Origin of the sequence: Psychrobacter sp. NPDC078501, from assembly GCF_044900935.1 — a bacterium.
Taxonomy (GTDB): Bacteria; Pseudomonadota; Gammaproteobacteria; order Pseudomonadales; family Moraxellaceae; genus Psychrobacter.
The window spans coordinates 80040-101145 of the sequence record NZ_JBJDOS010000007.1; the positions used below are offsets into that span (position 1 = coordinate 80040).

Consider the following 21106-nt stretch of genomic DNA (forward strand, 5'->3'; position numbering starts at 1 on the left):
ATGAGTGATAGTGAAATAACCGTAGGTGGTGTTTGTTCTAGAGAGGGAAAAGATTGTTATGTCGGTGATGGCGGAGCTTGTAGTGAGGGTAAGGATTATCCTAATGAATGCCAATATTTTGAAGTTAAATTAAAAGAAACTACAGAAAATCCTGAATTAAAGCAATATAGGATATGGTGGTCGGGTAATAACTTAGGAATACAAGACTTAAGCCAAATTCGGGCACGAGGCGAAAGCCGTTTTATTGGTGTGTTTGGTTCGCATGACACGGGAAAAACCACATTCTTACTGATTGCTTATCTAAATTATATACGCCAAGGACTTAAATTAAGTTATAAATTTGCTGGTTCTAAAAGCTTGGTAGCATGGGAGAACCTGTCATCTTATTCAAGACTCGATACAACTAAGTCCACTTTCCCACCTCATACTTCTCGACAATCAGAGAGGGTTCCAGGGTTACTACACCTGGCATTAAGAGATAATGAAAGCAATTTGATCGACTTGTTACTTACTGATGCTCCTGGCGAATGGTTCACTACATGGTCATTAAACTCAGATGATCCTAATGCGGGTGGTGCGCAATGGATGGCTACGAACTCAGACATGTTTATCATAACAGCTGATTGTAATAAGTTTGCAGGAGAAAATAGAGGAAAGGCACGAAAAGAGTTATTTATGTTATTTGAAAGACTCATTCCATTTACCAAAAAAAAACCTACAGCTTTAATTTGGACTAAGTCCGATGAGTTAGTAGAAAACCCGATTTCAGACAGAATGAAAAAACAAATTACTGATAAGCTTTTATTTAATATTCCACATGCCAAACAATATAAAGTAACCATAGAAAACCCAGATTCAGTTACTAATGTTATACATGATTTATTACTAGAGAATGAGTCATTCAGACAACCGATAATAGTTTCTGACCCTATTGTGAGCAACTCACCTTTTATGTGCTACCGAGGAAGTCATGTCTAAGAAAAATATATTGGTTATTGGTCGAGCTAACAGTGGTAAAACACACTTTTTTGGACAACTTTATGGTCGTCTTAAAGAGCCTCGAAGCTCACTAAATATCAATGGAACACCAGCAAATTTAGAAATGCTTGGTGAGGTTTTTGAAGCACTAAGCGAAGGTAAAGCTTCTGCTCATACTGTGGCTGAGACTTGGAATAGCCTAAAAATACCATTAATAGATGAAAATGGTAAAGAGTTTGATATAAATTGGCCTGAATACGCAGGTGAGCAATGGGATACTATTTTCTCTACACGCTCGTTAGATGAGAAATGGAAAAGCCAATTAGATGATAGTGATAAATGGCTTATCGTGATTAGGGTGGAAAGCGAACCTACATTCCCAGATTTCCTTGAAAAATTGGCCAATAATGAAAAACCAGAAAAGAAGCATGAATCACCTAATTCCACAAATTGGGACGCAAATCCTTACTGGGTAGAAAAGTTACAGATACTATTACAATTATCAAAAACGCAAATAGCTAACAAAGTTCAAAGCCCTAAGGTAGCCGTTTTGCTTTCCTGTTACGATGAAGTAAATACTGAAAATGCCACTCCACATATGATTTTAGAGCAACGACTACCAATGTTAGCTTCGTATTTGGTCTCTAACTGGGACGAGGATAAATTAAGTATATGGGGGCTTTCTGCATTAGGAAAGGAATTAACAGAAGCGTCAAAAGATGAAGATTTTATTGATGAAGGTCCAGAGAACCAGGGCTGGGTTATATCGCCAAATGAGACTATTGAGCAGAAAAATATCGACCTAACTTTACCTATTAAATGGTTGCTTAATGACTGACTCTGATTTAGCTTTTCCTATTTATGCCACCTATGGTGATAAAGACAATAAGCATCAACTTATCCATACTACTAATTCCGAAGTAGAGCTTCCAAGTCAACTGCTATCTATTACTGATAAACCAGCAGGTTATTTGCCAGCGAATGTAGTTTGGTATCCAGTTCTTGGATGTGAGGTCTTTAACGATTATTGGTGCTTATGGTGTACGTATCCTGATTTTGGAGCTTTTAGAGGAGGAATGGTTAGAAGTAAGGTTGCCTTGTTACCTGTTAATCAAGCGATAGAATTAAACGATTTGACAGATATTTTAATATCAATTATGAATTCTGAAAAATTACCAGAAATTACTAATGAGCAGTTAAAAAACGTATTTGACTCATTAGTAATAGCAACTCACCCTGTCTTAATCTTAGAAAATCTAGCTTCTTTTGCCACTATCATTATGGAGCTTTGGAGAAGTTTATGGCCAAAAGCTAGGAAAAGGCTAATATGTAACGTGAAATGGAGTCCTTCTCAAATCTTAGCCGATGAGAGCGAATTCAATATTGTCGCATCTATAGCATCTAATAAGCTTCGATGGATTGAACCTTATACTGCTATTAGTAGTACTGGCAACAACAATGAGGTTAGCGATACTAGAGCGGTAAAATTTCTTTTAGACCATCAGGATACTATTCTTGAAAATCTCTTAGAGAACACATCATTAGCCATAGAAAAACCTCCGTTACAAAGACTGAGAAAGTTATCAAGAACTGTGGAGTTGATAGACACGTTTAATACAGAACCTTCAGCGTCTCTTGCAATTAACCTTATTAGAAATAGCTTATCATTTGAAGATACTGAAGGTGACTTAGATATATATGTAAACAAAGCACTCATATATCTTGCAGAGAACCTAACAAGTTTAAGCTTTATGGAAGTAGAAAAAATACAAAATATCGTATTTAAAAAGAATCACAACTATAACTTACTATGTCTTTCGTTAGCGAGTTACATCGAAAATAAATTTACTTTATTGAAAGATGAAGATAAAAATAGGTTGATAGCCGACAGTATAAGGAAGAATAGGTGGTGGTATATAGCCCTAAAGAAAGGTATTAGTCAGGGGGTTGATACATTGACGCCTAGTTGGCTTCAACAAGCTAAACAGCTGATTATAGATGAAGAATTGTTTGCCATAGCGAGTGATGTTATTTCAGACTCAAAAGATATTGAAAAGGGCATCTTAGAATTGACTCTTGAAAATGAGCCTAATGATAATGATATCGAAAGGCTAAAGGAATTTGCTAGGTCAAAAAACTGGGCAAAACTATATGCCTGGTGCTTATTTAGATTAGATCAACCTATAATGGCTCTGAATAAAATCTTAGATTTTGAGCATCCTGAGGTAGTTGGCTTTGATTACTTGATTGAGTTATATAACGAAAATGAACTATTAAGTACTTTTAGGGTCATCGATGATACGAGAGTAATTACAAACATTGAGAATACAGATACACTCGTTGAAAATTTACTACCCTATCTAGAACTAGATAAGAAGTTTGATAGATATTTGCTTTCACAGGGCTATCGCAGTAAGTTATCAATACCATCCAAAATTATCATCAACGATGGAATAGACAGTATTTTACGTAGTGCTACTAATGGTCATGAAACATATGGATTGATTGAAATACTAGCAGAGAAAAGCTTTGAAGAAAATCTTGCTGAGCGAGCACTGTTGCAGTTAACTGAAGGTTTTTCTTGGGATAAATTAAGTAAATCGGATACGCAGGTACTGATTAATACGGTAAGTAAATATGTCGTTGAAAACGGCATCAGTAACGTAACTGATAAAATCATTCAAGAAAATATAAAGGAGAAGTTCCTAAAATCAGAGATAGCGCCTAAGGTAATGGATTTATTAATAGGATGGAATGTTCATGTGAATGAATCTGAAGTAATTAATATTTTAGGTCAATATACTGACAACAACTGGAGACAGTATGGTAAAAATTTAGGAGAGTTCATAAACTCAAGTAAATGGATATCAATAACTAAGGCTTTATATACATTGTATGGAAATAAGAAGGTTGTTAATAATGCGCTGAAATATTGCTACAGTCTATTACCAAAAAAACAAAAGTGGGCCTATTCATTTAAATCTAAGATAAACCTTGATGAATTGCCAGATGATTATCTTATTAGTAGATTAGTTGACGAAGCCAGTTCCTTATATAGTTCAGAAGAATTAGAATTCCTGTGGGAGAAAGCAGGTGGCAAACTCAAAGATTTAAACTCCAATGGAAACCTTGGCAAACAATGGACTAAAGCGATTAAAAAAGCAAAAAAAGGTAACATAGAAGGAGGCGTGCTTACTTTGATTGATATCATGCTAGAAAGGTATCCATATAATACTGAATTAAATGAGCTGAAGACCTTTTTTTAAGCAAAAGTTATATGAGTTGTTTTATCAAATCATCGTTTCTATCGTTGGAGTGATAGAAGTTCCTGTGTTTCTCAACCTTGGTCACAAAATGGTCACCGTTTGGTCACTGATAACTTGGTCACTGATTTTTAAGAGAGAGAATGTATGTACGCAAACTTATAGCTAATACAGGATTAAAGAGAATGTGACTTCATGAGAGTTTAGAAAGATAAAATAGCCAGGCATTGTGAATAAAGGGCTTGATCTAAAATTCAGACACAAAAAAACCCCAAACAATCTAATGCCTGAGGCGAAATTTGAACAAAGCTTAAGCTATAAATAGTGGTGCGCTCGGCGGGAATCGAACCCACGACCCTCGGCTTCGGAGGTCGTGAGAATTGCAAAAATAATTTGTAACTTTATGTTAATTATTCTATCAATGAAACAGCGTCAATATACTGAGCGTAATCTAAATGTGCATAACGCATGGTCGATTCAATATCACCATGACCCAGTAAATCTTTAATGGTATAGATACCTACTCCTTTCTGAATGAGCCATGACGCATAAGTATGGCGCAAATCATACATAGTACAATTCACATTAGCCCTTTTTTTACACCTTGCAAATGATTTTGTAAAAGTGGTGTATGGCTTACCTGTTTTTGAATTCATAAATACAAAGTCACCTTGTCGCTGCTTACTCTCCAATAGGGCGTAAGCAGTATCATTAAGATATTTATACAAAGTTTTTTTGCTTTTGCTGTAGTGATTACGGACTATGAATTGTCTTTTTTCAAGATGGACGTTAGACCATTCTAGGGTTAATAATTCAATGGGACGGCAGCCAGTCATTGTTAATAAGACAATGAAGTCATGCAATTCATGATGACCAGTAATTAAGGTTGCAGACAAAAGCCGTTCATATTCTGAACGGCTTAAATAGTTTGGTATGTGATCAGATTCTGTGAACTTCACTTTCTCAAAAGGGTTATTCAATGTTATTTCATAATCTGACATAACACAGTTAATTGCAGCACGAGCAAATGATAATTCTCTATTGATGGTCGCATTGGAGACATGGACACGCCTTGACTTTGCATATTGTTTAACATGGATTTTACGAAGCTCTTTAAGATGGAAGGCATCAAAATAGCCTAAGCTATCTGCTCTATACTGATAACGATGCTTACCAGTGAGGCCATAATCTTGATAATAGGAAATCACTTCGGATAGTTTATAAAACATAATTTTCACTCTTTTCAGGCGAAATTGCCCGAGTGAAATTTAGTTGACTTTTGAGAGCATACCCGCATTGTTTAGAAGGTACATACAGTCATTATTTGATACAGAGTTCAAGCGATTACCATTCATATTGAAGGCAACGCAAGCGTTGCCTTTCATCATGGCATTGACAGGCGCAAGCAAGGGATTTTCATAAAAACCACCAGTGACAGGATTAAAGATAGGGCTATCATTTTTACTGCTACCGTTAACGGTAACAGGTTTTACATTGTCGCTATTGGAGGATTGAGTGGGCGTTAATGTTGTGGGGGTTTGCTGATTGCCACCGACAACAACAGGTGTTACATTGTCCGATATTATGCCTTTTTTGGGTGTACCAAGTTTTTCATCAATCTTGGCTTGTTGTTCAGCAGCAGCCTTTTCAGGGTTAATGAATTTATCTGTTTCTGATGACATGGCAAATTTCATTATTAAACCGATAATAACGATCAGTGCGCCCACCATGATAAACAGTTTTTTAGGTAGCTTTAACTTAACGGTATGCTCGACAGCAGAGTTATAGTATTTATATAAGTCTTTGCGATAGTTAAAGATATAGTTATTTTCTGCTCTATCTTTTGCGGTACGTCCGTCAGGTGTTTTTTCAACTTGTCGCCAAAAGTAACAGCTGGCCAAATTTGCCCCATAAGGGCGTACAAGGTGTATATGCTCATTGGTTACGTCTAAAACGTCATTATGAAGCAGTCTAGGCATCTGAGTAATAAACCATATATCACGGTTGCCGTGTCTGTGAATGGTCAAGTCTCTTACAATCTGTTCTTTAGAAGCCCCACGATTGGCAGCAAAGACATTACGAAGCTGGGCTTCGTCATAAATTATGGTACTACCTTCTGGCGTGTCTCTCCAGTCGTCAGGACTAGGCAATACGCCATCAATTTTTAAGCCGTTAATGTCAGAGTAGAAATTGCGCTTTTTATCAATGTCTTTTTCTTTTTCGCTTGCTTCAATAGCTGCGACTAAATCAGAGACGGCTTTCAATGTCTTACCAGTTCCAGGCCGACCAGTATAGAGACGGATCACTTTAAACCCCTTTTTTAATCAGTGAGAGTTTCATGCTGTTCATAGTGACGCGAGCTATTAATGCTCCAATGACAACAGATAGCGCAATATCAAAACCTGATAAGTGCAAGAAAGAAGCAACCACAGCATCAAAACCTTGCATTTGCTGTAATGCCTGATTGATGTATCTTTCCAATACGGTTTTCATGACAACAGCAGAAGCAAGACCAAGACCAGCACCTAAAAGGGCAGTTTTAACAGAGCCTTGAAGTAAGAAACCACCTACTATGTATAATAGTTTGCCCATCGTTATAACTCCTATTTAAAGGGCTTCATGCTGCGCGTACGTCCGTCCGTGGGGCGGGCGTCGCGCATCACAAAGCCCTTTTAATATTATTATTCGTTTAAGGTACTTTAAAAAATCAGTGCATAAAAACAAAGGCCTAGCCATTAGTGCCACGACTATAACCAGCAATAATATAAGCAGCAGTTAAGTAACCAGCCCCGACTATAAAAGGCTTTAGTGCAGCCATAACAGTACAAATAGGGGCATAATCGAAAGAGAAAGGCACTGTATTACCCATGATAGACAACGATGCGCTATAGTTTGGAGGGCAAGAACCAGAAAACGTTATATAGTTTTTATCTGTTTCAAAGTCATCAATAGGGGCATCAACAACAACGTCAGTCGATTCGGTTGGCGTTTCAGGAGAAGATTGAACAAAGTCAGATAGTCCAGTTATAGAGCTCATGATTCCAGCAAGCATAGCTTTCAATGCGTTAATAGCTGCAATGATAGAACTGGGATCAAAAGGAACGGCTGGATCAGTGGGCGAAGGTGGATTTTCAGGATCAGTAGTATCAGGTGGATTTTCTGTACCAACATCAGGCTCGGAAGCAGCATCAAGGGCGGCGTCATGTTCACCAGCAGCAAAACCCTCTAAAGCGGTAGCTTTTACAGCGTCTTGACTAGCAGGTTCACCACTAGCAGCATTACTGATTACTTGCGCGGCAACCGTGTCTATGGGGAGAAAACCATCACCGTCATCATCATAAGGGGCACTAGGGTCTTTAGAATCAATAATAACTACACCCGTATAATTAGACGCACCAGCAGAATCTTTGCAATAAACAGCTTGACTAGGAGCAACATAATCTAAGGTATAACCGCTACTAGAGCATAGAACATTTGCGGCAGCAATAGCAGTAGAAAAATTGCCAAGATAAGATGCACTAGCAACTTGCCATGACTCGTTAGGGGAAGGAACAGGAAAACCGCCAGCATCAGAAGGGGAATTATAGGAAATACCATTATTGGCAGGGTCAAGAACCCAATCAACACCCTCACCAAGCAACTGAGGAACAGCGATTAAGAGAGCAGCAGCACCACCGCCTTTAATAAGAAATTTACCGACTTTTGAGGCACTAGGAGCAACAGTAACAGCGGATTTTAAAGCACCATTTGCACCGTTTTTAATAGCGTTAATTGTAGTAGTAGCACCTGCAATTACTGTATCAGTAGCAGTCCAACCGCCCAAGGAGGTGGTAGCGTAAGCAGCAGCAGGAGCAATGACTAATATTGCAGATAAGCCAAAGATGAAGAAACGCTTAATATATGCTTTCATTTTAGAATCAGCCAACAAGCAGCAACAAAGACCAAAGCAGGAATAATATTAACTAACATAATCTTTACACCCCTAAATCATTTTAGTTAATAGAATGGGAGCGAGTAACCGCCCCCACTGGTACAAATGGTAAAACTAGATAGTGATTGCTTACACAACACCGCGAATGACTTTCCAGCCACGGATAGCAACACGTACGCCAAGATAGGCAGCACCAACAACACCAACGGGAACAATTAGACCAGTAAGAGACGCTGCAACGTCTGTTACGTCAATGGCTAAAGGTTCAGCAAATGAAGCAGCAGAGAGAGCCATAACACCAGCAGCAGTGGCAATTTTCGCTACGAAACCAACTTTCTTTTCTTTTACAGCAGGTAAATTAGTCATAATGACACCTTTATTTAATTAAGCCTGAAATGGCTCTAAAACCCCACGCAGTTGCAATGATTAGCACAACGATGACAGCTAAACTATTCCATTCATCTATTGTGAAATCGGGCAGTATAGGCGCAGGAGAATCTATAACTACCCATTCCATGCACGTTTGGCTTGCTTCGTCTAAAGTTTGACAAGCGTACATAGGAAATCCTTTTATTTGTTAACGATTGGCTGAACGTCAGTAACGATCATTTTTGTGTTTTTGCCTGATGTAACAATCTCCATTTCAATGTTTGCTTGAATTGGAAATTTAAGCATTTTGATTTTTTCAAAATTGTCAGACAGACCCCAATTGTATTCAGCACCAGCAAAGCCGACCATTTCGCCTGAATCAGAGTTCATTTTTGTTTGAACATAGATTTTGGTACTGTCATAGGGACGGCCTTCCATTTCGCCTTTTGAGCGTTTAGCACCAGTGATAATGACTTGTTGTAACATGGGTTATACTCCTAGAATGGTATAGCGCACTTTTGATGATTGTCCGACCACGGCGCATAACTTGGCGGATTTTTGATAAACTTTTCATGGACTCTTAAACGTTTTGGATAGAAGTCCTTTTTGTCTGTTTGGAGAAGGTCAAGAATCATGCTGTCATCACTTACTATGTTGCCGTTGCTGTCTTTTTTAACGAACAGTTCACGATATGCAGCAATATAACGACCAGCTTGACGCTTCCATATTTCTATAGATTTATTAAGGCTTATTTCGGCTTCCTTTTGTGTGCAAGGGATACGGCTAACAGTGTCAAATATGTCGCCTTTTGCGTGTTCGACAAGCTCCAAGCAGTAAGGATATGCACCAGCGAAATATTGAGTAGGGCTGATTAGCATTTCAAAGGGCAGGTGTCTGCCAGCAGTGCCAAATTCGACTTCACTTCTAAACCAAGGACTATCAACATCACCGAACTTTTTGCCTTTTTCATAGCCACGGTATAATTTGCCGTTTTCGCGTTTGCCTATTTGGAGAGTGCGACCAGCACCAGTGGGGCGCTTCCAGTCTCCTAAATGCTGAACAGTTGGCAGCTTGTTGGTAAGGGCAAACATGCCTTGACTGTCAGCAGTGTCGGCTATTTCAGGCGATGAGTAAGAGCCTTCAAAGTCGTCATGAGCTAAGTCAATCCGTGTTAATTTTGGGTTGATAGTGTTTGGATCTCTTAAAAAGTTATATAGGTTATGTTCCCAATAGTTATCAGCGTATTGGCAGCCCACACCAGTGACCATGATTAGCACTGTGTTAGATTGCCCACCAATGCCAATAGTTCCGAGCTTTGCATCATTGCTTCCAATGGTGAAGCCGTATTTATAAAAGTGAATGCCTTTACCGTTATAGGTGACGTTTGAGAAGTCAGAGCCGAAAATGTCAGATAGGACAGTTGATATCTCAAAGATAAATTCTTTGATTAATTCCAGTTTTTCAGATTCTGGCATTTCTGTATCATTAAGAACGCCTTCCATTTCGCCGTAGGTTTCAACGTGAGTGACGAAGTTGACAGCATCAATGATTACTTGTTCTTGGCCTACTGGCATACGTATAGGGATTAATTCAACGCCCTTAGAGGTGCGAACAGTAAGTTCTTGCTTAGATGCAATGGCAGAAATCTGTTTTCTATAATCAAGTGTCGTTTTCATGTCAAATATCCGTCTCGTTACCCCCGTGTTACAAATGGGGGTTTTTTCGTTCCCACGATTTATACGTCTAGTGTTGCACAGTGGTTTCCCTCATCGCTCCGCCACTGCCTTCAATCGACTCTCCGGTATTTCTGCCAGTTTGCAATACACTACCAGTCACTACGTCAAGTCGCCTTTCATTCCTTGCTTGTTGGTTGCGCTACCAGTCTGGTGATAACCGTGTTGATAACCGTGGTGATAACCGTGTTGATAACTGTACTTAAAAGCCTTCAACAACAAGCCTTCCTTTGTCTTTCTTTTGGTTCTACTGCTAAAGTCTCGCTACACTACATTGCGCCACTTAATGTGACTGCTTCGCGGTTGCTTGCCTCACTGCGTCATCAATTGGCGCGCGCTCCTTTCCACAAGTTCCAATACGCGCGCGCCTTCATTCTTCCTTGCTTGCCTTCGTTCCCTTGTCACTGTCAGCATTGGCGCTTTACTCATTTCTTTTCACATCAACGTTTCTTGTCTCACGTCAGTGCAGAGTCGGAACACTTGCCAGAATACGTTACGTCCAGTTATCAACAAGGTGTATCAACAAGGTATATCAACAAGGTGTATCAACAGGCTGGAGACTTACCAAGTCGCTGCGTCATACGGTCTTGTTTCCTTCGTTCCTTATCGTTCCTTTTAACTTCTAGAAAAACCCTCAATTCTCATTACGTTGTGTGCTCACGCTTTCGGGGAACAGGCTAATAATGAATACACGATTTTCATTTATCGAAAAAAGTTCTGATGCTTTCGTTTTCAGTGCGGATAATGTCTAAATATGCTGAAATCATGACAGCAGATAATTTATTATCAGCAGCAACATATTCGAGATACTCCAAACTTTCCTCTCCAATGTCGGCAACATTACCAGTGGCAATAACAGAGCTTGCACGCTCAGAGATTAAACGAGCGGTAAAGTTGATAGCTGCTTGTTGAAACTCTATTTCAGTTGGATAAAAAATCATGAGCTACCGCCCTTCGGTTGCTGGGTCAATCATTAATAAGTGATAACGAAAAAGACTGTTATCACTGATTAATAATTCGACCTTTAAAGTAAAGCCTTAACGTTGCTATTGGAGGAAGCAACACGACGATGACGACGAATTAAAATAAAGCGAGCAATTACAGAGAAAATAAAGTAGTGAAGGAACATTAAAAGGTAGAAGGTAAAGAGAGCAAAGATAATTAGTGATAGCTGATTTTCTTGTATGGCTCGAACCATTGGATCAGAAACCAAGATATTCATGTCATAGAAATGTTGATAGTTCATAACAAAGACTCCCTAAAACGACATATCTGATTTAAAACCACAATGGCTACAGATGAAGTCACCAATAACCCAAGGTTGGCCACATTGACATTTTGGTTCAGAAAAAAAGGAGTCCCCGTCCACTTCTGCCTTATCCGTATCAGGGATATGCTCGGAAGTTTCTGGAGGACAGGGACAAAGGGTTAAGACCTCAACAGGACTATCAGAGATAGGCTGGACGGACTCAGAAAGACTTTTATATAATTGATACATAGTTGACACTCCAGAATAGTGTAAGATTGAATTAACAAATATATGATTAATTGGAACAACTCAGATAATATTGGAATTATTCAGATTAAGCAAGCATAGGAGAACACCATGAAATTAGAAATACTCATAGCACGAGCTAAATTTTATGAGAAAACACAAAAGGCAATAGCTAAAAAATTAGCTATATCTGAAACTAAATTTAGCGACTGGAAGAAAGGAAAGACAAAACCAACACCTTTTGAGATATTCCAGATAGCAGAACTAGCAAGGGTTGAGCCTGAAAATGCATTTTACGAAGTGATGACAGAGGTAGATAAAGATAATGCGGATTATTGGTGCGCTCGGCGGGAATCGAACCCACGACCCTCGGCTTCGGAGACCGATACTCTATCCAACTGAGCTACGAGCGCATATGATAACGATATGTCTGACTGTCACGCTTAGATGCGCATGATAATTAGCATAAGGTGTCTAGAAATAAAGACCGCTTAGTCTAACAAATAAAAAGCATAAAGCCAATAAATGACAGTCGCGATTGAGGTTTTTTAAGAAAAAACAGCCAAGTCATTAAACAAGCATGGCAATTTACCTGCCTTTTCCCTTATAATGTTGGGGAGAATTCATATTTATAATCACCGATTGCAAGTGCGCTGGCACGCGGGATGGCTGTCTGCTATTGAAGACTTAGAGGTCGTCAAAGGAGGACAGAATGTCCGAGCCGTGCTAGTCCTTGTATACGTAATAAGAGAACGTGACGAATGAGAAAAGTAGTTATGTTATCGGCAGCTGCCATTCTAGGAATCGCTAGTATCGCGGTGAGCCAAGCTGAAGATGTTGTAGACACTCCTGTAACTGCGTCAGACGTAGCAGAAGGCCAAGAGGTCGTAGAAGCTGCTCCTGAAACGCTAGGTGACGATACCCAAGCTGCTGCAGATACGACAGATGGTGCTGCGCCCACTGACGAAGCCGCTCCAGCAGAAGGCGAAGAAACTGCCGCTGCAGCGCCTGCCGCTGATGAAGAGCCAATTCCACAAGATACGCCGCAAGTACAGAAGCTAATTGCTTTGTATCCTAATCTGATTGCGCGTATCCAGCCTGTTGCCAATATCTGTTTTGAAGATGGTGAAGCTTGTGATGTAACGGCACGCTCATCTGGCCCAGCTGCTGGCGACGGTCCTCGTGACGGTAAAGCGGTATATAATGCTGTATGTCATACTTGCCATACTGCAGGCTTGCTAGGCTCTCCTATTTTTGGTGATGCTGGCGCTTGGGGCCCACGTATCGCAAAGGGTAAAGATACGCTATATACCCATGCTATCAACGGTTTCAATGCGATGCCTGCTAAAGGTGGCGCTGATATTCCTGATGAAGAAGTTCAAAATGCCGTAGATTATATGGTCGCAGAAGCAAGCTAATCTTTATTGATTATCTTCCAAGCTTTTACGATAGTTATCTATAAAGCGCCTATTTCAGTGATGAGATAGGCGCTTTTTCATGATGAGTATTATTAATATGGTACTTCGAATATAAGGCAGTTGAAATTCGTCATGAGTAGCCTCATTTTATGAGATTAGTTCGTTTATTACCGTACATTGTCACCTTTAGATAGTAGAGTGTGTTGAACATTCTTATACGGCTCTTGCCTATATACTAATGATAGTCGAATGTTCAACACGGCCTATTATTCTAAAATCGCATTTTGTATAAATTGATAACAAATAAAGAGGTCTTCATGTCTGATGCACCAGCACTCTCCATAAAAAACCTATCCAAGACCTACGACAATGGGTTTTCGGCATTAAAAGGGGTTGATTTAACGGTACCACAAGGTGGATTCTTTGCATTACTTGGGCCAAACGGCGCAGGTAAATCTACTATGATTGGCATTATTAGCTCATTGTTTAAGCCAACCACCGGTAGCGTCCATATTTTCGGCACAGATCTATTAGAGAACCCTTCGATTGCCAAGCAATACCTTGGTGTTGTACCGCAAGAATTTAACTTTAATATGTTCGAAAAAGTCGAAGATATCTTGATTACGCAAGCGGGTTATTTTGGTATTCCGGCAAAAGAAGCCAAACCACGAGCAAAGAGACTGTTAACCGCGCTAGGATTATGGGATAAACGCGACAGTAAATCACGTGAGCTATCTGGTGGTATGAAACGCCGTTTGATGATTGCCCGTGCATTAATTCATAAGCCAAAGCTATTGATTCTGGATGAGCCAACGGCGGGTGTCGATATCGAGCTTCGTCGCTCGATGTGGGAATTTATGCAGCAGATTAATATTGAGGAGAACACCACTATTATTCTGACGACTCATTATCTCGAAGAAGCTGAGCAATTATGTAAACGCATTGCGATCTTGGATCACGGCGAGATTCGTATTAATACAGAAATGAAAGAGCTACTGGCGCAGTTGTCGGTAGAGACGTTTGTATTTGATTTGGATACGCCGCTCACTGAGCAGTTGGCTCTGACAGGAGTCACCGGGGTCTCGCAACCAGATGAGCAAACGCTAGAAGTTACCTTGACAGAAGGCGAGTCATTAAATGGTGTCTTTGATCAGTTATCCGATAAAGGCATCAAAGTCGGCAGTATGCGTAATAAAGCCAACCGTCTAGAAGAGTTGTTTATGCGTTTGGTCGACAAAAATATTGAAAGTGCAAATAGTATGAAGGAGGCGGGACTATGAGACAGGAGATGGTCGATCATAATAAAACGATGTCACTGAGTAAAAAGTGGGTTGCGTTTCGTACTATCTGGTTCAAAGAAGTGCGCCGTATCCTGCGCATCTGGCCGCAGACATTACTACCACCAGTCATCACGATGAGCTTGTACTTCGTTATCTTTGGTAAAATGATTGGTTCGCGTGTGGGTGAGATGGGCGGTGTGCCATACATGCAGTTTATTGTGCCTGGTTTGATCATGATGTCGATTATTACCAACAGTTATTCTAACGTGGTCTCAAGCTTCTTTAGTGCTAAGTTCACGTCTAGTATCGAAGAGCTTCTAGTATCGCCAGTATCCAAGCATGCTATTTTAATGGGTTATATCAGTGGTGGTATCTTCCGTGGACTGGCTATCGGTGTGATTGTCTCGATAGTGGCGCTGTTCTTTACTGATCTGGGTATTGAGCATTTATTTGTCACTGTATTTACAGTACTTGGCACGTCTATCTTGTTTTCATTAGGCGGCTTTATCAATGCGGTATTTGCACGCTCGTTTGATGATATCTCTATTATCCCAAGCTTTGTACTGACGCCATTGACCTATCTTGGCGGTGTGTTTTATTCGATGGAGAATTTATCGCCATTTTGGCAGAATATCTCGCTACTGAATCCTATCGTTTATATGGTTAACTCTTTCCGTTACGGTATTCTTGGCTACTCTGATGTCAATGTTTGGTATTCGATGGCGGCTATTTTTGTGTTCTGTGCGATATTTTATACCATCGCTTATCGCTTGCTCAGTAACGGTTCGCGCGTGCGTTTATAGTGTGTATTATTCGCTAAGCATATTATTATTTAGAGCAAATTTTAAACGGTTTAACATTAGGAAGACAGATGAGTATTCACGGTATCTTGGGCGAGCAAACCACAGACTATCCAACTGAGTATAGCCCAGAGACGCTATATCCGATTGCGCGTAGCATGGGACGTGATGCGATTGGTTGGCAAGACGACAAGTTAGCCGTCGGTATCGATTGGTGGCAGGCCTTTGAGATATCTTGGTTAAATCCGCAAGGTATCTCGCAAGTGGCGATTGCACGCTTTAGTATTCCTGCTAGCTCACCATTTATCGTGGAGTCAAAATCGCTTAAGCTATATTTGAATAGTATTAATTTTACCGAGTTTGCCAGTTGGAATGACGTACAAGTATTGATTGCGAAAGACTTGTCAGATTGTTTGCAAACAGATGTACAGGTAGCGTTATTTGGTTTAAACGATGACATAAATGGTAACGAAACAGCGTTATTGATTGCTCAGCCTGAGGGTGTTTGTATTGATGAGGCACTAGCAGGCAATACGGACAAAGTTGCGTTAACTGAACATCCTGATGCGTCATTGCTAAGTGCTAGCGAAGAAATAGAGGCGAGTAGTGACAGCATGGTAAATGATGGTACGCAGCAGTATACCTTTTATTCCAATCTACTGCGTAGTAATTGTCCAGTGACCAATCAACCAGATTGGGGTACGTTGGCCGTATCGATTACGACTGATAAGCCTTTTAATAATGCAAATATGCTGCGTTATATATTGAGCTTCCGTCAGCACAATGGCTTCCATGAGCAGTGTGTCGAGCAGATATTTGCTGACTTGAGCCAGTACTATCAGCCAAGCGAGCTAATGGTACGGGCGTGGTATACGCGCCGCGGTGGTATCGATATCAATCCTTGCCGTGTTAGTGATATCAGTCTATTGCCTACGCCAAGCCGTTTAATCCGCCAGTAAGTTCTCCATAAAAATACAATGTTAAGTAGTTTTTAAGCCAATAAAAAAGCGCCTATCTCATCATGTGAGATAGGCGCTTTTTGTTATATAGTCTTTAATTACAAGACTATTTACCGCTTACTTTTGCCATAACTTCTTCACGGCTTAGCATTTGTTTTTCGGCTTCACGGCGATTGACGTACTCATACTTGTCTTCCGCCAAGTTGCGATCAGAGACGACGATACGATGCGGTATACCAATCAACTCAAGATCAGCAAACTTAACGCCTGGGCGCTCGTTACGATCGTCTAATAGCACGTTGATGCCTTGAGCTTTCAACTCTTCATACAGGGCGGTTGCCGTCTGCATGACCGTCTCTTCTTTAGACTTCATCGGGATGATGGCGACTTCAAAAGGAGCGATTGAATCATCAACCGTTGGTGTTTTTGGCCACATGATGCCGTTTTCATCATTGTTCTGCTCGATAGCAGCGGCAATGATACGGCTAACGCCAATACCATAACAGCCCATCATCAAGGTGACAGGTTTGCCATCTTCGCCAGAAACTGTACAGTTCATCGCTTGTGAGTATTTATCACCCAGCTGGAAGATATGACCGACTTCGATACCGCGTTTGATTTTTAGGCTGCCTTTACCATCAGGAGACGGGTCGCCTTCTTGTACATTGCGAACATCAACGATGCGAGTAATACGAGTATCACGTGCCCAGTTCATACCGATAGTATGTTTGTTCACTTCGTTCGCACCGCAAACAAAATCTGATAACGCCGCTGCTGAACGATCAACAAACACAGGCATATCTAAATTAACACCGATATAACCTTTATGTAGGCCTGCCGCTTTTAGTTCTTCGTCAGATGCTAATGTCAATGGTACATTGGCTTCTTCGATTTTCTCAGCTTTGATAGTGTTGAGCTGGTGGTCGCCGCGCAATACGATAGCAATCAGCTGCGGCTCATCGTTCTCAGTATGACCATGAACGATCAAGGTTTTAACCGTCGTTTCTAACGGGATGTCCAAGTGTTCAGCAACCATTTTACAGCTGGTCATGCCTTCGGTCAGAACGTCTTCACGCTCCATTTTTGGTGGTTGACGCTCAGCGGTGCTGACAGATTCTGCTAGCTCTACGTTGGCTGCATAGTCAGATGAGTCCGAAAACGCAATATCGTCTTCGCCGCTATCTGCCAATACATGGAACTCATGTGAAGCAAAACCACCGATAGAGCCTGTATCTGCTTGTACCGCACGGAAATCTAAGCCCAAGCGGGTAAAGATGCGTGTATAAGCGTCATACATATCATGGTAAGTCTTGGCCAATGAGGCTTGATCCACATGGAAAGAGTAAGCATCTTTCATGGTGAATTCACGGGCGCGCATCACACCGAAGCGTGGACGAATCTCATCACGGAATTTACCTTGAATCTGAAAGAAAGTAATCGGTAGTTGTTTATAACTACGTAGCTCACCTTGTGCTAGATTGGTGATGACTTCTTCGTGCGTGGGACCAAGTACAAAGTCGCGATCATGACGGTCTTTGAAGCGTAATAGCTCAGGACCATAATCATCAAAACGTCCGGTCGTTTGCCAAAGCTCAGCAGGCTGAGTCATCGGCATTAGCACTTCTTGTGCACCGACGTTTTGCATCTCTTCACGAACAATACGTTCGACCTTTTGCAAGACGCGCAGACCCATAGGCAACCAAATATACAATCCAGAAGCAATCTTACGGATAAGACCAGCACGCACCATCAATTGGCTTGAGGCGATGTCGGCATCACTTGGGGTTTCTTTTAGTGTGGCAAATAAAAATTGACTGGCTTTCATAAATAAAGCGTAACCTTATCAACGATAAAAAAATAAGAAATAGTAGGATGTTGAGCGTATGGCTAATCGTTTCATTGCCGCCGCAAGCTTACCTTTATCACTTAGCAATAATCTAGGGTATTTCCTAGTTACCAACCTGCTTATATACAAAGCACATCAGTAAAAACCACTCTCATAAAAGAGAGGCAAATTTGATTTGATGTATCAATATGCCAAAAATGCAATATATTCAGGTCAAAACCCTGATAAATGCTTTAAGACTGACATTTTATTCATACAATCTGACTATGTTAGGTAAAGTTCGCCTAAGACGCAATGACTTTTTGTCTTTTCAGACCGAACGTGACGCAAAGGCTTCAATAAGGGATAAATAATTGAGCTATTCATATGATTTTATAGCGAAAGCACTGCTTATTTTAGAGACAGTTTATTAAGATGATTGCGTAGAGGTTTATGCATAAAGTTATGTAGAGGAATGGTAGCCATTACTTGAAGTTACTGCACAATAGTCGCATTTATAGAATAAGCATCTGTTCCGTTTTTACAACGCTTTTAGCCTTACCAAACGATGCAACATTATAAAGGTAGCTTCTATGGATAATCCTGATATGAATAACGCTAAAGCCACTCAAAAGCCTGAGAAACGTCCTATTGCGACAATGTCGTGGGTGATATTACTCATTGGCTTAGTAGCGATTGTCTTTGCTATTTATAGCGCGCAAAACAAACCAGAAGAAGCGCCAATAGAAACTATTACTCGCGAAGGGGTGGTTACGCAAATTCAGCAGTTAAATCGCTTACATACCGTCGCATTCAGTGTCGATACAGTGATTACGAGCGAGCGACCCGGGAGCTGGATGAAACTATGGCAGGATGAGCAAAAAGCATTGTTTATCGCTCATGGTCGCGTAGAGGCAGGCGTTGATCTGAGTGCTTTGACACCTGAGATGGTACAAGTGGTGCAACCTGCTCAAGCTAATGCAGACGAAGAGCAAGTAGCTGACCCTAACTCACCAGCTGCTACTATGCCGCAAATCAATATTACTTTGCCGCCTACAGAGATATTTTCAGTATATCTAGATGATATTGAGATTTATGATTGGCAGGCAGGGGCTTTTGGTATGATGCAAGTTGATCCTAAGATATTGGCACAAGCACAGACCATGGCAAAAAAAGAAGTGCTTGAGCGTGCCTGCCGAGGTGATGTTATGAATATGGCACTGCAAAATGCGCAAACGCAGTTGCAGCAGCTATTTGCACTCACAGGAGCGGTAGTGACGGTTACCACTCAGGGTGCAGGCGCGTGTCAATTGCCAGTCACTACCAATGGCTAGTCTGCTAGTTATTTTCTAAAATTAAGCCTCTTTTTTAAACTCAGCAATAGCTAGCTTGCGTGCCGATTTATGCTCGACCATTGGCGCAGGATAGTCGACATCGGCAAACTTACCACCTTTTGCCAGCTCTTTACGCATCTTATCTTCGTTGTGCAAGATACTGTTAGGAATGTCCTTTAACTCTGGTAGCCAAGTTTTAATAAACAGAGCTTTAGGATCATGCGTATTGGCTTGGCTAAAGGGGTTCATAATACGGAAGTAGGGCGCTGAGTCAGTACCTGTCGACGCGCTCCATTGCCAGCCGCCGTTATTGGAGGCAAAATCGCCATCTATCAGTTGCTGCATAAAGTAGCGCTCACCCAAGCGCCAATCAATCAGCAAGTCTTTGGTCAAAAACATCGCTGTTACCATGCGCAGACGATTATGCATAAACCCTGTCGCATTTAAACAGCGCATTGCTGCATCTACGAGCGGCACGCCTGTCATGCCTGTGCACCATGTCTCAAAATCATCGTTGTCATATGACCAATTAACCTTATTATCGGTATCTTCTTTATAAGCCTTATGACGAATCAGGTTTGGTTTTTCTACTAGCACATGGCGATAAAAGTCTCGCCACGCAAGCTCACTTATCCAGCGATTGATGTCTTCGTTATCGCCGTCATTGCCGTGTAGCTTCTCTTGTGCTTTGATCGCCTGTAGATAGCAGAATCTAGGACTGATAGAGCCTATGGTGAGGTAAGCCGATAGCTGACTGGTTGCGTGCAAGTGGGGGACATCACGGCTTACATCGTAATCATTGATATCATCATCGACGAATGCTTCTAGACGCTGGCAAGCGGCAGACTCACCTGCAGGATAAGCATCTCTTGCTTGGTCAAGCTGAGCTATTATATCGATATGTTGCAAGGAGTCGTTCTTCTCTAATGTCTGCTGATAGTCACTGAGCATTTTCTCACTTAGTGATTTGATATCGTCGATTGTATTGGCAAACGTTTGCGATGATGGTAGTTTGATTTTATAATCGCTATCCATTGCGGATGCTTCATGCATTTGGATGGTGCTGACGTCCAACGTATGTCGCCATTTTTTATAAAATGGGGTGAAGACCTTATACATACTATCGCTATCATTGGTCGTAATGCTTTGCGGTGGCAAAATGCATTGGTCATGCCAGCGGACGAACTCGATATCGTCTTTTGCAAGCTGCTCACTCAATGCCTCATCACGATCAATCTCATTACCTTCGTACTCGTTATTGGCCATGATGCAGCTGATTTCATTGTCATTGCATAAGGTCATGAGCGCATCTATACAGTCAGCAAAGCTTGGACAGAGCTGTACTGTTAAAGTGATGTTCAGTTTTGATTGCAATTCCTTTGCTAAAATAGGTAGCGTGCGAGCAATGTGATCGACTTGTACAAGAGACGTATCGTGCGCTTGCCACTGCTCAGACGTCAAAAAGAATACGGCAGACACTGAGGCGTTGTCTTCCTTTGCACGTTCACAAAGCGCTGCTAAAGCGGTATTGTCATGGATACGTAGGTCACGACGAAACCACATCAAGTAATGCGGTGGATTTTTGCTAGTAGCATTGTCGTCAGTATCAGTATCAGTATTATTAGCAGCTGTCTGTGCAGTCTTAGACATTAAAGTATCCCTATATTAATCAATCGCAATCATAAACAAAACTAAGGATAAAAGTATGCTAGGATAAGTTT

The 21106-nt window shown here is 40.9% G+C and carries 20 protein-coding genes and 1 tRNA gene; 8 read left to right on the forward strand and 13 right to left on the reverse strand.

Going from position 1 to position 21106, the window contains the following annotated elements:
* Genes ACI2IW_RS11505 through ACI2IW_RS11515 form a run of 3 tightly spaced genes read left to right on the forward strand, consistent with a single transcriptional unit; the run spans position 1 to position 4244 of the window.
* Positions 1 to 978: a hypothetical protein gene (locus tag ACI2IW_RS11505; RefSeq protein ID WP_102083184.1), complete on the forward strand. Its 978-nt coding sequence runs from the start codon at positions 1 to 3 to the stop codon at positions 976 to 978.
* On the forward strand, positions 971 to 1816 hold the full coding sequence (locus ACI2IW_RS11510; RefSeq protein WP_102078927.1) for a hypothetical protein: 846 nt from the start codon (positions 971 to 973) through the stop codon (positions 1814 to 1816). The genes ACI2IW_RS11505 and ACI2IW_RS11510 overlap by 8 nt, the downstream gene beginning before the upstream one ends.
* The gene (locus tag ACI2IW_RS11515) at positions 1809 to 4244 is read left to right on the forward strand and encodes an effector-associated domain EAD1-containing protein (protein WP_102083185.1); all 2436 of its coding nucleotides are present in this window, start codon (positions 1809 to 1811) and stop codon (positions 4242 to 4244) included. The genes ACI2IW_RS11510 and ACI2IW_RS11515 overlap by 8 nt, the downstream gene beginning before the upstream one ends.
* Before the next feature lie 407 nt (positions 4245 to 4651).
* On the opposite strand, the gene ACI2IW_RS11520 is transcribed toward ACI2IW_RS11515, so the two are convergent.
* The 11 genes from ACI2IW_RS11520 to ACI2IW_RS11570 form a co-directional block, all read right to left on the reverse strand.
* On the reverse strand, positions 4652 to 5470 hold the full coding sequence (locus tag ACI2IW_RS11520) for a tyrosine-type recombinase/integrase (protein WP_404693716.1): 819 nt from the start codon (positions 5468 to 5470) through the stop codon (positions 4652 to 4654).
* Between the two features lie 39 nt (positions 5471 to 5509).
* Positions 5510 to 6547, reverse strand: coding sequence for a zonular occludens toxin domain-containing protein (locus ACI2IW_RS11525; RefSeq protein WP_404693717.1), 1038 nt, complete (start codon positions 6545 to 6547; stop codon positions 5510 to 5512).
* Position 6548: 1 nt separating this feature from the next.
* Positions 6549 to 6833 (reverse strand): DUF2523 family protein, encoded by a 285-nt coding sequence (locus ACI2IW_RS11530; protein ID WP_404693718.1) that lies wholly within the window; start codon positions 6831 to 6833, stop codon positions 6549 to 6551.
* Between the two features lie 136 nt (positions 6834 to 6969).
* Entirely contained in the window at positions 6970 to 8151 is a 1182-nt protein-coding gene (locus ACI2IW_RS11535; RefSeq protein WP_404693719.1) for a virulence factor TspB C-terminal domain-related protein, read from the reverse strand.
* Positions 8152 to 8301: 150 nt separating this feature from the next.
* Positions 8302 to 8538 (reverse strand): major capsid protein, encoded by a 237-nt coding sequence (locus ACI2IW_RS11540; protein ID WP_404693720.1) that lies wholly within the window; start codon positions 8536 to 8538, stop codon positions 8302 to 8304.
* Positions 8539 to 8548: 10 nt separating this feature from the next.
* On the reverse strand, positions 8549 to 8731 hold the full coding sequence (locus tag ACI2IW_RS11545; RefSeq protein ID WP_404693721.1) for a hypothetical protein: 183 nt from the start codon (positions 8729 to 8731) through the stop codon (positions 8549 to 8551).
* An 11-nt stretch (positions 8732 to 8742) separates the two neighbouring features.
* Entirely contained in the window at positions 8743 to 9027 is a 285-nt protein-coding gene (locus ACI2IW_RS11550; RefSeq protein ID WP_404693722.1) for a hypothetical protein, read from the reverse strand.
* An 11-nt stretch (positions 9028 to 9038) separates the two neighbouring features.
* Positions 9039 to 10217 carry a replication initiation factor domain-containing protein gene (locus ACI2IW_RS11555; protein ID WP_404693723.1) on the reverse strand — a complete coding sequence of 393 codons (1179 nt, stop codon included), beginning with the start codon at positions 10215 to 10217 and terminating at the stop codon, positions 9039 to 9041.
* A gap of 755 nt (positions 10218 to 10972) precedes the next feature.
* Entirely contained in the window at positions 10973 to 11215 is a 243-nt protein-coding gene (locus ACI2IW_RS11560; RefSeq protein WP_404693724.1) for a hypothetical protein, read from the reverse strand.
* Positions 11216 to 11298: 83 nt separating this feature from the next.
* Positions 11299 to 11520 (reverse strand): hypothetical protein, encoded by a 222-nt coding sequence (locus ACI2IW_RS11565; RefSeq protein WP_404693725.1) that lies wholly within the window; start codon positions 11518 to 11520, stop codon positions 11299 to 11301.
* 585 nt (positions 11521 to 12105) lie between these two features.
* A tRNA-Arg gene (locus tag ACI2IW_RS11570) sits at positions 12106 to 12182 on the reverse strand.
* Positions 12183 to 12530: 348 nt separating this feature from the next.
* Between ACI2IW_RS11570 and ACI2IW_RS11575 the strand changes: the two genes are divergently transcribed.
* The 4 genes from ACI2IW_RS11575 to queF all read left to right on the forward strand — a co-directional run bounded on the left by ACI2IW_RS11575 (position 12531) and on the right by queF (position 16226).
* Positions 12531 to 13187, forward strand: a complete 657-nt coding sequence (locus ACI2IW_RS11575) for a cytochrome c5 family protein (protein WP_101204943.1) — start codon at positions 12531 to 12533, stop codon at positions 13185 to 13187.
* A 317-nt stretch (positions 13188 to 13504) separates the two neighbouring features.
* Positions 13505 to 14467, forward strand: coding sequence for an ABC transporter ATP-binding protein (locus ACI2IW_RS11580; RefSeq protein ID WP_404693726.1), 963 nt, complete (start codon positions 13505 to 13507; stop codon positions 14465 to 14467).
* Between the two features lie 29 nt (positions 14468 to 14496).
* Complete coding sequence (locus ACI2IW_RS11585) at positions 14497 to 15270, forward strand: ABC transporter permease (RefSeq protein WP_404693737.1); 774 nt, start codon at positions 14497 to 14499, stop codon at positions 15268 to 15270.
* A 68-nt stretch (positions 15271 to 15338) separates the two neighbouring features.
* On the forward strand, positions 15339 to 16226 hold the full coding sequence (queF, locus tag ACI2IW_RS11590) for an NADPH-dependent 7-cyano-7-deazaguanine reductase QueF (protein ID WP_404693727.1): 888 nt from the start codon (positions 15339 to 15341) through the stop codon (positions 16224 to 16226).
* A gap of 106 nt (positions 16227 to 16332) precedes the next feature.
* Here queF and ACI2IW_RS11595 read toward each other — a convergent pair whose 3' ends face one another.
* Positions 16333 to 18051: a proline--tRNA ligase gene (locus ACI2IW_RS11595; RefSeq protein WP_102093514.1), complete on the reverse strand. Its 1719-nt coding sequence runs from the start codon at positions 18049 to 18051 to the stop codon at positions 16333 to 16335.
* Positions 18052 to 18644: 593 nt separating this feature from the next.
* Between ACI2IW_RS11595 and ACI2IW_RS11600 the strand changes: the two genes are divergently transcribed.
* Positions 18645 to 19385 carry a DUF4230 domain-containing protein gene (locus tag ACI2IW_RS11600; RefSeq protein WP_404693728.1) on the forward strand — a complete coding sequence of 247 codons (741 nt, stop codon included), beginning with the start codon at positions 18645 to 18647 and terminating at the stop codon, positions 19383 to 19385.
* Positions 19386 to 19406: 21 nt separating this feature from the next.
* Here the strand turns inward: ACI2IW_RS11600 and ACI2IW_RS11605 are convergent, their stop codons facing one another.
* Complete coding sequence (locus tag ACI2IW_RS11605; protein WP_404693729.1) at positions 19407 to 21035, reverse strand: cryptochrome/photolyase family protein; 1629 nt, start codon at positions 21033 to 21035, stop codon at positions 19407 to 19409.
* Between the last annotated feature and the right edge of the window lie 71 nt (positions 21036 to 21106).

Coding starts and splice junctions, on each gene's coding strand:
- ACI2IW_RS11580 (WP_404693726.1), top strand. CDS start 13,505: ATGTCTGATGCACCAGCACTCTCCATAAAAAACCTATCCAAGACCTAC.
- ACI2IW_RS11550 (WP_404693722.1), bottom strand. CDS start 9,027: ATGTTACAACAAGTCATTATCACTGGTGCTAAACGCTCAAAAGGCGAA.
- ACI2IW_RS11600 (WP_404693728.1), top strand. CDS start 18,645: ATGGATAATCCTGATATGAATAACGCTAAAGCCACTCAAAAGCCTGAG.
- ACI2IW_RS11575 (WP_101204943.1), top strand. CDS start 12,531: ATGAGAAAAGTAGTTATGTTATCGGCAGCTGCCATTCTAGGAATCGCT.
- ACI2IW_RS11565 (WP_404693725.1), bottom strand. CDS start 11,520: ATGAACTATCAACATTTCTATGACATGAATATCTTGGTTTCTGATCCA.
- ACI2IW_RS11595 (WP_102093514.1), bottom strand. CDS start 18,051: ATGAAAGCCAGTCAATTTTTATTTGCCACACTAAAAGAAACCCCAAGT.
- ACI2IW_RS11505 (WP_102083184.1), top strand. CDS start 1: ATGAGTGATAGTGAAATAACCGTAGGTGGTGTTTGTTCTAGAGAGGGA.
- ACI2IW_RS11605 (WP_404693729.1), bottom strand. CDS start 21,035: ATGTCTAAGACTGCACAGACAGCTGCTAATAATACTGATACTGATACT.
- ACI2IW_RS11535 (WP_404693719.1), bottom strand. CDS start 8,151: ATGAAAGCATATATTAAGCGTTTCTTCATCTTTGGCTTATCTGCAATA.
- ACI2IW_RS11520 (WP_404693716.1), bottom strand. CDS start 5,470: ATGTTTTATAAACTATCCGAAGTGATTTCCTATTATCAAGATTATGGC.
- queF (WP_404693727.1), top strand. CDS start 15,339: ATGAGTATTCACGGTATCTTGGGCGAGCAAACCACAGACTATCCAACT.
- ACI2IW_RS11560 (WP_404693724.1), bottom strand. CDS start 11,215: ATGATTTTTTATCCAACTGAAATAGAGTTTCAACAAGCAGCTATCAAC.
- ACI2IW_RS11530 (WP_404693718.1), bottom strand. CDS start 6,833: ATGGGCAAACTATTATACATAGTAGGTGGTTTCTTACTTCAAGGCTCT.
- ACI2IW_RS11510 (WP_102078927.1), top strand. CDS start 971: ATGTCTAAGAAAAATATATTGGTTATTGGTCGAGCTAACAGTGGTAAA.
- ACI2IW_RS11545 (WP_404693721.1), bottom strand. CDS start 8,731: ATGTACGCTTGTCAAACTTTAGACGAAGCAAGCCAAACGTGCATGGAA.
- ACI2IW_RS11585 (WP_404693737.1), top strand. CDS start 14,497: ATGTCACTGAGTAAAAAGTGGGTTGCGTTTCGTACTATCTGGTTCAAA.
- ACI2IW_RS11555 (WP_404693723.1), bottom strand. CDS start 10,217: ATGAAAACGACACTTGATTATAGAAAACAGATTTCTGCCATTGCATCT.
- ACI2IW_RS11515 (WP_102083185.1), top strand. CDS start 1,809: ATGACTGACTCTGATTTAGCTTTTCCTATTTATGCCACCTATGGTGAT.
- ACI2IW_RS11540 (WP_404693720.1), bottom strand. CDS start 8,538: ATGACTAATTTACCTGCTGTAAAAGAAAAGAAAGTTGGTTTCGTAGCG.